This is a genomic window from Ureibacillus endophyticus (genome assembly GCF_003628435.1).
In the GTDB taxonomy this organism is placed as follows: Bacteria; Bacillota; Bacilli; order Bacillales_A; family Planococcaceae; genus Ureibacillus; species Ureibacillus endophyticus.
Window position 1 is genome coordinate 54,300 of record NZ_RBZN01000018.1, and the last position, 12,586, is coordinate 66,885.

At 36.3% G+C, this 12,586-nt stretch carries 10 protein-coding genes; 9 read left to right on the plus strand and 1 reads right to left on the minus strand.

What is annotated here, in order from left to right; genetic code table 11:
* Positions 1–78: 78 nt before the first annotated feature.
* From D8M03_RS09115 to D8M03_RS09155, 9 genes are all read left to right on the plus strand, one after another.
* Positions 79–2,670, plus strand: coding sequence for a cation-translocating P-type ATPase (locus tag D8M03_RS09115; RefSeq protein WP_121214460.1), 2,592 nt, complete (start codon positions 79–81; stop codon positions 2,668–2,670).
* 18 nt (positions 2,671–2,688) lie between these two features.
* On the plus strand, positions 2,689–3,177 hold the full coding sequence (locus D8M03_RS09120; RefSeq protein ID WP_121214461.1) for a DinB family protein: 489 nt from the start codon (positions 2,689–2,691) through the stop codon (positions 3,175–3,177).
* Positions 3,178–3,285: 108 nt separating this feature from the next.
* On the plus strand, positions 3,286–4,473 hold the full coding sequence (locus D8M03_RS09125; protein ID WP_121214462.1) for an MFS transporter: 1,188 nt from the start codon (positions 3,286–3,288) through the stop codon (positions 4,471–4,473).
* A gap of 13 nt (positions 4,474–4,486) precedes the next feature.
* Positions 4,487–4,774, plus strand: a complete 288-nt coding sequence (locus tag D8M03_RS09130) for a hypothetical protein (RefSeq protein ID WP_121214463.1) — start codon at positions 4,487–4,489, stop codon at positions 4,772–4,774.
* 256 nt (positions 4,775–5,030) lie between these two features.
* On the plus strand, positions 5,031–5,897 hold the full coding sequence (locus D8M03_RS09135) for a MurR/RpiR family transcriptional regulator (protein WP_121214464.1): 867 nt from the start codon (positions 5,031–5,033) through the stop codon (positions 5,895–5,897).
* Positions 5,898–5,902: 5 nt separating this feature from the next.
* Positions 5,903–7,033, plus strand: a complete 1,131-nt coding sequence (locus D8M03_RS09140; RefSeq protein ID WP_121214465.1) for an amidohydrolase — start codon at positions 5,903–5,905, stop codon at positions 7,031–7,033.
* A gap of 2 nt (positions 7,034–7,035) precedes the next feature.
* Entirely contained in the window at positions 7,036–7,845 is an 810-nt protein-coding gene (locus tag D8M03_RS09145) for a GNAT family N-acetyltransferase (RefSeq protein WP_121214466.1), read from the plus strand.
* Between the two features lies 1 nt (position 7,846).
* Positions 7,847–8,953 (plus strand): o-succinylbenzoate synthase, encoded by a 1,107-nt coding sequence (menC, locus tag D8M03_RS09150; RefSeq protein ID WP_121214467.1) that lies wholly within the window; start codon positions 7,847–7,849, stop codon positions 8,951–8,953.
* 96 nt (positions 8,954–9,049) lie between these two features.
* Positions 9,050–10,108 carry a YkvI family membrane protein gene (locus D8M03_RS09155; protein ID WP_121214468.1) on the plus strand — a complete coding sequence of 353 codons (1,059 nt, stop codon included), beginning with the start codon at positions 9,050–9,052 and terminating at the stop codon, positions 10,106–10,108.
* 661 nt (positions 10,109–10,769) lie between these two features.
* On the opposite strand, the gene D8M03_RS09165 is transcribed toward D8M03_RS09155, so the two are convergent.
* Positions 10,770–12,164, minus strand: a complete 1,395-nt coding sequence (locus D8M03_RS09165) for an AAA family ATPase (protein ID WP_121214470.1) — start codon at positions 12,162–12,164, stop codon at positions 10,770–10,772.
* Positions 12,165–12,586: the final 422 nt, after the last annotated feature.

Here is a 12,586-nt window from a genome sequence, read left to right on the forward strand (position 1 = left end):
ATTTTAATAGGACACCAAAAGAGAATTCACTCTATTACACAAGGTCATTTGGATAGAACTATGGGGAGGATAGCAGTTATGACAGAATATTACCAAGCGTCTGTAAAAGAGGTAATGAAAGAATTGGACGTTCCACAACACGGATTAACAGACTTTGAGGTACGATATAGGCAAAAGAGGTTTGGATATAACGAACTAAAAGAAGGTAAACCGAAAAGTGCTTTGCAAGTATTCCTTGAGCAGTTTCAAGATTTTTTGGTCATCATTTTAATCTTCGCAGCGATTATTTCTATGTTTTTAGGAGATTTTGAAAGTTCCAGTGTCATTATTGTGGTGATTGTGTTAAATGCAATACTTGGGACAATTCAACATATTAAAGCTGAGAAATCGCTAAATAGTTTAAAAGCAATGGCAGCTCCTATTTCTAAAGTGTTAAGGGATGGACAAGTTATTGAAATCCCATCAAGAGAAGTCATTGTTGGAGATATTTTGATTTTGGAAGCTGGAGATTATATTAGTGCAGATGGTCGGGTCATTGAAAGTTATAGTTTACAAGTAAACGAGAGTTCTTTAACAGGTGAATCCTTAGCAATCGATAAGACAGCACAAAAAATCAATGAACCAGACGTATCACTTGGCGATAAGAAAAATATGGTGTTTTCCGGAAGTTTCGTCACAAATGGACGTGGACAAGCCATCGTGACAGCCATTGGAATGGATACGGAAATTGGTAAGATTGCTAGTTTACTAGATAGCGCGAAAGAAAAGAAAACACCACTGCAAGTAAGCCTTGACCAATTTGGGAAACGACTTGCACTTGGTATTATCATCATTTGTCTAATCATCTTTGGATTAGATATTTTGCGTGGTCGCGAGTTAATTGATTCATTTATGTTTGCCGTATCATTAGCGGTTGCAGCCATTCCTGAAGCATTAAGTTCGATTGTTACGATTGTACTTGCATTAGGAACACAAAACATGGCAAAACAAAATGCGATTATCCGTAAATTACCTGCTGTCGAAAGTTTAGGTAGTGTTTCAATCATCTGCTCAGATAAGACAGGAACACTGACTCAAAATAAAATGACGGTTCAAAAGGTTTATACTGGACATCAATTTGTTGAGCATGATCAATTACAAATGACAAATATGCTTCATAAAAAATTAGTGGATATGGCTGTATTATGTAATGATTCCGTTACTCAGGAAGACAAACAAATTGGAGACCCAACAGAATTAGCTTTAGTGAATTTGGGGCATGAATATCAGCTAAATGAACATATTGTACGAGGACTTCATCAGCGAGTAGGGGAAATTCCATTTGATTCAACTCGAAAATTAATGAGTACTGTGCATCGAATGGGTAATCATTACGTTATGATTACAAAAGGTGCATTAGATGTTCTTCTTCCGCGCATTAAGCGGATTGAAACAGCTAATGGAGTATCTGTCTTTACGAAGCAACATTTTGAAAAGGTGAGACAAGCTAATACTGACCTTTCCAATGAGGGGTTAAGGGTACTAGCAATTGCATATAGGGTTGTCTCCTTACCTCAAATTCGAGTAGAAGACGAAAAAGATTATACGTTTGTAGGATTAATTGCTATCATGGATCCACCTAGAGAAGAGTCAGCTCCAGCAGTGGCAGATTGTATTCAAGCTGGTATTAAGCCTATCATGATAACAGGTGACCATAAAATTACAGCTGCGGCGATTGCAAAGAAGATTGGTATTTTAAAAGATCCATCTGAAGCAATTGAGGGTATTGAAATTGAAAAACTATCAGATAAAGAATTGCGAGATAAAGTTGAACAATTTTCTGTTTATGCGCGGGTATCACCTGAACATAAAATTCGAATTGTGAAGGCGTGGCAAGATAAGGGACATGTGGTTGCCATGACAGGAGATGGGGTTAATGATGCCCTTGCGTTAAAACAAGCAGATATCGGTGTCGCAATGGGCGTAACAGGAACAGAAGTTGCAAAAGATGCTTCATCGATGATTTTAACGGACGATAATTTCTTAACGATTGTAAAAGCCATTTCAAACGGGCGAAGTATTTATGCCAATATAAAAAATGCAATTAAGTTTTTATTATCAGGAAATGCTGGTGCGATATTTGTTGTTCTGTATGCAACGCTATTAGCATTACCAGTTCCATTCCTTCCAGTACATTTGTTATTTATCAATTTATTAACGGATAGCTTGCCTGCCATTGCCATTGGGTTGGAACCGCACAATAAGAAATTGATGAAGGAAAAGCCACGTAACATAAATGAACCGCTATTAAATAGAAAGTTCGCAACACAAGTAGGGTTAGAAGGTCTTGTCATTGGAGCAGTAACCATTATCGCATTTCAACTTGGATTATCAACTGGAGACACAGCAGTAGGTACTACAATGGCATTTGCGACATTATGTTTATCCCGTTTGTTCCATGGATTCAATTGTCGCTCAGACCAATCACTATTTAAAATTGGCTTATTCTCAAATTTAACTGTGTGGATTGCATTTTTAGTTGGGTTTGTACTACTAAATTTAGTTCTTATCTTCGGATGGTTTGAAGTGGCAACATTAGAATCTACTCAAATCTTGACGATTTATGGATTGGCATTTGTTCCATTAATTATTATTCAAACTTATAAACTACTTTTTGCGAAAGAGAATTAGAATAAGGGGAAATGGTGTATGCAAATAAATGAACTAGCACGGGATGAATTATTGAAGGAAGTAGAGTCATTGTCAGATGAAGTGTTGAATCAAAAACCTTCTACAGATCAGTGGTCTATTAAACAAATACTAGAACATCTATTTTTAATGGAAATTGCCATTGCAAATATCATTAAAGAACAATTAGAAAATGGTGAAGTACAAACGGCTAAACCAAAGCCAATTGAAGCAACGGTTAATCGAAAGTATAAGGTATCAGCACCTGAGTTTTCAGTTCCTACTAATGATTTTGCTACATTAGAAGAATTGAAAGAAAAACTGGCGATGTCTCGTCAAGAGCTAAAAACAGTAGTCGAAAAGGCAGATCAAATTGATTTGGAAAATAAAGCTTATCCCCATCCAGCATTTGGACTAATTAGTTTAAGTCAATGGATTCCCTTTGTGGGCTATCACGAAAGACGCCATATACTGCAGATTAAAGAAGTTAAAGAGAGTTTCGGTATATAAACTTTAATTCAAAGGGTTGCTACGGCAATCCTTTTTTATTGATTACAATCATTTTACCTTACATATTTTGTATAATTAAACTACTTAAATCTAGTTTGGGGGGAAGGTATGATTCAAGGGAGTTGGCGAGCGTTAATATGGATTGGATTAGCAGAGCTATGTGCGTTAAGTCTGTGGTTTAGCGCATCTGTGATTGCACCGGAACTGATTCAAATTTGGCATCTTAGCTCAAATACAGAAGCATGGCTTTCTGCATCTGTTCCCATTGGATTTGTGATTGGTGCCTTTTTAAGTTCGTACTTTGGAATGGCTGATCGATTTAATCCTCGTAAGATTTTCGCTATTTCAGCATTCCTCGGCGCACTACTCAATGCGTTACTCGTATTCGTTGATTACGCTTTTTTTGGAATAACCTTAAGAATATTAACTGGTGTCACATTAGCGGGAGTTTATCCGATTGCAGTGAAGATTTTATCCCAATGGTTTCCAAAGAAACGGGGTATCGCAATTGGGATATTAATTGCCGCATTAACATTAGGCTCATCTTTACCACACTTTGTCATCATGTTTTTCTCTTCAGTTAATTGGAAGATTGTCATTCTTATTAGTTCACTATTAGCTTTATTATCAGCTGCCATTGTGACATTGTTATTGGAAGATGCACCTGTAAAACTAAGCAAATTACCTTTCTCATTGAAGCTAATCAAAAAAGTTATACGCAATAAACCGGTGATGCTTGCGAACTATGGCTACTTCGGACATATGTGGGAGTTGTATGCGATGTGGACATGGCTTCCTGTATTTTTAATCGCAAGTTTCACAGCGTATGCACCAGAAATTCCGTATTGGTTTATGGCATTGTCTTCATTTTTGTCTATTGGGATAGCAGGAGGGATTGGTTGTGTCGTTGGTGGGGTTATTTCAGACCGAATTGGTAGAGCCAATTTAACAATTATCTCTATGTGCATCAGTGCAATTTGTTCGATATTAATAGGTTTTACCTTTGGACAACCAATCTGGGTAACGCTAGTCATTTCAATGGTTTGGGGGATGTCAGTCATTTCTGATTCAGCACAATTTTCAGCGGCCGTTTCAGAAGTAGCTGAAGTTGAATATGTCGGAACAGCCCTTACTTTTCAAATGTGTATCGGGTTTTTACTCACAATTTTTTCTATCAATCTAATTCCTATACTGCAGAAGATCATTGGTTGGGAATGGGTTTTTGCAATATTAGCAATTGGGCCATTACTAGGGATTGTATCGATGGTGAAATATAGAAGGTTTGAAATGAAATAGTAAGGGGGCTATTATGGGAATCTTCTTTTGGCCATTTATAATTGCGGCTATTGTGTTATCCGTTATTGCGATCGCTTCAAAAAAGGCATCTTTACTCGTTATTGCTTTTATCTTATTTATTCCATTTTCTCTGTATTTAGCTGCTACACCACTATTTGAATGGTGGGGAATGATTTTTCCAATGTTTTACCTTGCTGCAGCATACTACTTAAGAAAAAATATTAGATGGTTGGCAATTGTGTTGGTGTCTATAAATTTTATCCTTGTTGGCTGGATTGGATTCACGGTACTATTTCAATAAAAACTGAGCGCTTATCTATGGTTAAAGATGGATAGGTGCTCAGTTTTTTTATTGGTAAACTTGCTTCTTTTTTATTTGAAAAATCGCTAGCTTATTAATTTTTTTCTGTTTTAAACAGCTTTCATGCTCAAATGTAATAAACAAATTACTAAGAAATTTCAGATAATTGTTGCTAATCTAATTTTTCCATGATAGATTACTAAATATATTTGAAGTGTAAACTTCATCAAATGAAAAATGAAGGGGAGACTTCCTCTTGAATAAATTAACGATTAAAGAAAGAATTGAACAACAATTTAATTCACTATCGAAGTCACAACAAAAGGTTGCAAGTTTTGTATTAAATAATCCAATGTATGTAGGTGTTCATTCTGCAAGTGAAGTAGGAAAGCAAGCAGGGACAAGTGAAACAACCGTCATACGATTTTGCTATACGATTGGTTTAAATGGTTATGCCCAGTTACAAAAAGAATTAACGATGTATTTATTTGTAAACAATACAAATAGTACTCTAGGTAATTACGTTTCTTCAAAAGAAGAGTTATTTAAAGAGCAACAACTTTGTGAGAAAGTAATGAGCCAAACTAGCAATCAAATTGTCAGAATTGCAGAACAAATAAATCCGGAACAATTTCACGAAACAACGAAAAAACTACATGAAGCGAAACGTATCTATTTAATTGGAGCCGGTGCATCTAGTTTTGCAGCCCAATGGTTTCAATTTACATTAAACATGCTTCGACCGAATGTAGAACTCGTACATACGGAAACGGGTATGTTGATTCGTACATTACAAGAAGTGAAGGAATCAGAATTAGCGATTGTCATTTCACTGCATCGCTATTTTAAAGAACCAATTCAAATCGCAGAGGAGTTTGCAAAGCGCGGTGTTTATACAGTAGCCATCACAGATTCAAACGTTGCACCGATTCATTCTTTTGTAAACGAAGCATTTGTTTTGCAACAACCAGAGCTCTCAACGATTGATATGATGCCCTCACTCATTGCGTTTTTAAATACCTTAGTAGTCGGCATGATGTCTCATGATCGTGAGTACTATAATGAGCAACGTGTTAAATATGATGATTTTCAAAATAGCTTTATTGCAAATCGATGGAGTTGAATGATATGACAGACCAACAATTAACGGAACGAATGCAAAAAGTATTTGCACACTTGCATGCAAACCCGGAAATTAGCTGGGAAGAAGTAAATACAACGGCTTATTTAATAGAACTTTTGAAAGCTGAAGGATTAGATCCAAAAGCATTTGACGATGTGACAGGATTTTATGTTGATATTGGGCCAGGCATTCCAAAAGTTGGATTTAGGACAGATATCGATGCACTTTGGCAGGAAGTAGATGGTGAGTTTCGAGCAAATCACTCCTGTGGACATGATGGACATATGTCAATGGCCTTTGGTACGGCGCTTCTTTTAAATGAACAGAAGGCAACTTTACCGGGAGCTATTCGATTAATCTTTCAACCCGCTGAAGAAAAGGGAGAGGGAGCAAAGAAAATCGTTGAAAAAGGTGTTATCGACCCATTGGAGTATTTATTCGGTGTTCATGTAAGACCACTTATTGAACTTCCAGATGGGGCACATTCTCCAGCATTACATCATGGCGCAGCAAAACTTATTAAAGGAACAATTACAGGTGTAGAAGCCCATGGTGCACGACCAGAACAAGGAATCAATGCAATTGAAGTAGCTTCTGCTTTAGTGGACGCAATGAAACGCATTTGGATCAGTCCAACAGAATCTGGTTCTATTAAAATGACACAGATTCAAGCGGGGGGAACTTCTTCAAATATTATTCCAGGGTCTGCAACATTTAGTATTGATTGCCGTGCACAAACCAATGAAACGATGGACGCCTTAACAAACGGATTTGAAAAAGCAGTGGAAGCTGTTAGTACTTTGTTTGGTGCAACCATTACAACGGAAGTAGCTACGCATATAGTCGCTGCGCAAGTGGATAATGAGGCGAAAGCAATTATGAAGCAGTCGATTATCGATACGGTCGGGGAAGAACATTGCGCTCCAGAAGTTGTGACACCAGGTGGAGAAGATTTTCATTTTTATTCCTACTCAAAACCTCATTTAAAAACAACAATGCTTGGGCTTGGATGTGGTGTTGCACCGGGTCTACATCATCCACAAATGACGTTTAATCAACAGCAACTACCTGTAGGAGCACGTATTATTGCAAAGGCACTCCTTATTGCATTACAGCAAATAGAAAGAAGAGATTAATAATGATACAAGTGAAAGAATTAACAACTATAGAAGAAATGGAACAAGTACAACAACTTGAAAAACAAGTTTGGGGTATTGAGCCAATTCCTACTCACCAAACATTAACGGCCGTTAAGAATGGTGGCATTATGGTAGGTGCCTATGATGGGGATAAGCTGGTTGGATTTAGTTACGGATTTGCTGGTTTCAAAAACGGTCAAGTATCTCTTTGCTCACATATGTTAGGAATCGATGAAAACTATCGCTCACAACAAATTGGAGAAAAACTTAAACATGCACAAAGAACAATTGCCATCAGAAAAGGGTACGACATTATGCATTGGACATATGATCCTCTTGAAACTCGAAACGGCTATTTAAACCTAACAAAGTTGAATGGTATTTGTAATACTTACATTGAAAATTGTTATGGTGAAATGCAGGATGGCTTTAACAAAGGATTACCATCAGATCGTTTTGAAGTTCATTGGTATTTAAAAAGCCCTTATGTGGAAAAGCAAGTAGAACCACAGATTGATAAGCCTGAGCCACTTGGGGAAATCGTATTTGATGAAGCAGGATTACCAACGTTAAATCCATTCCCATTGGACACTTTGACAGCGGATGTCTATTCACTTCCTGTTCCATGGGATTTTCAAAGTATAAAAGCACAAAGCCAGGAACACGCAATGCATTGGCGATTGGAAACACGAAAAGTATTTCAACAAATGTTTGATGCAGGCTACTGTGCCGTTCGAATTCAAAAGAGCGAGCAATGGAATAACTATATTTTTGTAAAAAAAGATACGTTAGAACTTGGAGGATATTAAGATGAAAATTACTGAAATTACAATTCGCCATTTACAAATGAAGTTAAAAGCACCGTTTACAACAAGCTTTGGAACATTCACAAATAAAGATTTTTTACTATTAGAAGCGAAAAATGAAGATGGAACAATTGGCTGGGGAGAATCGGTGGCATTCCATTCGCCTTGGTACAATGAAGAAACATTAAAAACAAACTGGCATATGCTTGAAGACTTTTTAATTCCGCTTATTTTAAATAAAGAAATTTCCCATCCAGATGAAGTGAGTGAAATTTTTGAGCCAATTCGTAAAAATAATATGGCGAAATCAACTATTGAAGGTGCGATTTGGGACATTTATGCACAACAAACAAATCAATCATTAGCATCAGCACTTGGTGGTAAGAAAGACAAAATTGAAGTAGGTATTAGTATTGGTATCCAAAAAAGTATTGACGATTTAGTAGCCCTTGTAGATGAGTATGTAAAAGAAGGATACAAACGCATTAAAGTAAAAATTAAGCCAGGTTGGGATGTAGATGTAATTCGTACATTACGTGAAAAATTCCCGGATGTAGCGATTATGGCCGATGCGAACTCTGCTTATCGTTTAAGTGATGCAGAACTATTAAAACAATTGGATGAGTTTAACTTAACGATGATTGAACAACCATTAGCATCGGATGACATAATTGACCATGCAACTTTACAAAAACAATTGAAAACACCAATTTGTTTAGATGAAAGTATCCATTCCCTTGAAGATGCGCGTAAAGCAGTGGAACTTGGTGCAACAAAAATTATCAATATCAAAATTGGACGAGTTGGCGGCTTAACAGAAGCGAAGAAAATCCATGATTACTGTGAATCAAAAGGAATTCCAGTGTGGTGTGGAGGAATGCTTGAGTCTGGTATTGGTCGTGCTCACAATGTTGCTTTAACAACATTAACGAACTTTATTTTACCTGGGGACACAGCGAGCTCAAATCGTTACTGGGAAAAAGATATTATCGAGCCAGAAGTCGTTGCAGTAGACGGATATATTCAAGTTCCACAAACAGCCGGAATTGGTTACAAGGTAAATATCGAAACAGTAGAATCCTACACAGTAGATAAAAAGGTATATAAATAAGCGCAACATCCTTAAGCATCATAAATCGATGCTTAAGGATAAATTGAACATATATTTTTCAGAATCTTTAAATAACTTACAAGCGGGTGAATCGTAATGAAGAAAAGTTTACAAATAGGAGGAGCCTTTGTCGGATTAATCGTTGGTGCCGGCTTTGCCTCTGGACAAGAAATTATGCAGTATTTTACGAGTTTTGGGATATGGGGAATTGCAGGAGGAATTGTTGCTACAATTGCATTTGCACTTTTAGGGATGACACTCGCTCAACTTGGTTCAAAACTACAAACAACTTCACATAAAGGGGTAATTTATCATATTGGTGGTCGTTATGTAGGGGTAGTATTAGACATACTGATTACATTCTTCTTATTCGGAGTAGCTGTCGTTATGTTTGCGGGGGCAGGTTCTACTTTCAATCAAATGTTCGGAATTGATCCTATGGTAGGAAGTATTATCATGGTTGCATTAACAATCGCAACATTATTACTAAATGTAAAAAATATTATGAACTTAATCGCTGTTATTACACCTTATTTAATGATCGTAATCTTTATTATCTTAATCTATTCATTATTTACGATGGATATTTCATTCTCAGAAGCGAATGAAATGGCTCAAAATCAAGCAAGTGCTGCTTCTAACTGGTTCATGGGTGCATTACTATATGTATCTTATAATCTTGCAGCAGGTGCAGCGCTATTAATCGTTATGGGTGGTACAGAGAAAGATAGTAAAGTTGCTGGTCTTGGTGGTATTTTTGGTGGGGCAATGCTTGGGGCATTAATCATCTTAATCAACTTAACAATATTCGTAAAAATGGATGTTGTTTCAGGTATGGACATGCCTACATTAGAGTTAGCGAAACAAATTCACCCAGCTGTTGGTGTATTGATGGCAATTGCATTACTAGGAATGATGTACAACACAGCAGTGGGGATGTTCTATTCCTTTACAGTACGTTTTGTAGCTCCAGATCACAAAGTATTTAAACCGACAATAGTTGTAGTTGGCTTAGCAGGGTTTGTAGCAAGTTTAGTTGGCTTCACAACATTAGTAGGTAAAGTATACTCAACAATGGGGTACCTAGGATTTGCGTTAATCATTGCAGTGATTATTGCATGGATTCGTCGAAATAAAGAAGTAGTAGCTTCTTAGATAAATAGGTTCAATGTAGACAGACTCAAAATTTATTGGGTTTGTCTTTTTTTATTTGGAAGGTTATGAACATGTGGTGATAGAAGTATTGAAGAAGCACACATACACGTTAAAAGTTCAAAATATAAATAAAATAAGGAAGTGATGATGTATTGGTTTATATTTTGGAAAACATATTTCAACTATCGGCAATTGTTTTAGTGCTGTGTTCAATGTACTATTATCGGCATTTTAAAAAGACGAAGAGGGAAAGAAAACTTACTTTCTATGAAACCGTGATATATGTAGTCACTCGAATAGCGATTTATCTATGTGCCGTAAGTTATGTGCTGTTGTTTTTGGATAGGAATTATGGATAACTTAAACGAAGAAGAGGCTGGGACAAAAGTGGTTTTCAAAAAGAATTAGTAAATTAATAGTGTTGAAAATCTGCTTTTCAGAAAAAGTTGATTGGAATGGAGTGTGGCTGACTCCTGCGGGAATAGCATGAGCCGAAAATCCATTTTTGCCGGCCATAGTCGGCAAAAATTAGTTGAGGCCATGCCCGCGGAAAGCGTCCACACGGAATGGAAATCAACGACCTTAACATCAAAAAACCACCATTTTTCACTTAGGGAAAATGGTGGTTTTTTACTTTTGTCTCAAACTTTTTTATATTTGGTTAAATCGACACTTGTTTCACAATATCTATAGTAAGTAAATCAAGTGGTGTGTCATCACGTTTTTGCACAGCATGAGTTGCTTTCGTAAAGATTAGCTCCTCCAGCAAATTTCGTACAAGTCGGCCATTTCCGTGTTTTTCCGGGTGTTTTGAAATGGCGTCATCGAGTAGTTGTTGAACATAAGGAATTGCTTTGTCATCTAACCGGTATTGGCGTTCTAGCAACATGGTTTGTAAAATATCCAGCAATGCATCTGTCGAGTAATCAGGGAAGTGAATATGATATTTAAAACGAGATTGTAGGCCTGGGTTACTTTCCAAGAATCGATGCATTTCTTGGGGATATCCAGCTAAAATTACAACCAGACGATGTTGATAATCTTCCATTGCTTTTACTAGTGTATCGATTGCCTCCATCCCGAAATCATTATCAGAACCTCGAACGAGTGAATATGCCTCATCAATAAATAAAACTCCATCTAGCGCGGCTTCAATTTTTGCCCGCGTTTTAATAGCTGTCTGACCTACATAACCAGCAACTAGATGGGAACGATCCACTTCTACAAGATGCCCACTTTTTAATACCCCTAACGATTTATAGATTGTTGCTAATATGCGGGCAACTGTCGTTTTACCTGTCCCTGGATTACCGTGAAAAACCATATGTAAATTCATTGGCTCAGTTTTGAAGCCTTGTTCTTTTCGCATTCCACAGTAAAGAATCCAATCATGAATACGGCTTATTCTTTCCTTTACTTCCTCTAATCCAGTAAGTTTATCAAGCTGTTGTAGTGCCTCTTCGATTGGCAACGCTTCTGTTATGCGAAGTGGCTTTAACAATGCTTCCTTTAAATGTGGACGCATATAAATTTCTTTATGTAAATCTGTTAGCCATTTCTGCAATTTTTTGCATTCATCTAAGTAATACGTTCGTAGATTTGGATTCGATATTAACTCTTCAATTCGCTTCATATCTTCAAAAATACGTTTCGCATTACGCTCCGTTATATAATTTACAGTTACTCTAACATCAGTAGCTGGTGATAGATTATTTTTGGCAAGGATGCATAAAATAAAATCCCAATTGTATTGTGATTGATCTTCATAAGAAAGTGCATTTAAAAAACAAATTTCCGCTGCTTCGTAATTTTCGTCTTGTACGTATAGCGTTGCAAGTTGAGCGTACAGTTCGCCATGACGGGAAAATAAAAGATTTTTAGTTTTTTCATATTCTTCAATTTCATAATTGACTGTTGTCTTCGAAATTAACTCATTCATCATTTTCTCTAGTTTAAGGATCCGTAGAAGTTGAATTTGAATTGTTTGAGCATCTGCCACTTCTAATTTAGCCGTTATATCTTTAAATGTGTGTTTGACGTAATCATGTTGAGACATAAAATCATCCTTTTAATTTGTCTATTATTAAAAGATTAATATATTTTTGATATTTCGACAATAATTAAGTTCTCTATTAGAGAATTATTTTCTCTAATTTTATAATTACTATTTTCCGTTTTTCACTGTCTTAATAATATTTTTATCTCGTTATTATCAATTTTTAAATATTAATTTGAATATTTTGATATTTATTTTTGAAAATAATGTTGAATTATGTAGAAATTCAGAATAATATATTATTAAACAATGTTAAGAAAATATTATTTTGCTATTGGAGAAATTTTCATCATAGGGGATAGGTAGTGTCAAAACTTCTATGAAAAATTGAAAAACACAAGGTATTGGGCGATAAGTACTCTCCGAACGAGGGGACAATCGCTCTTGACAAACATTCCGAAAAGGTTGCGCCCATATTTTTG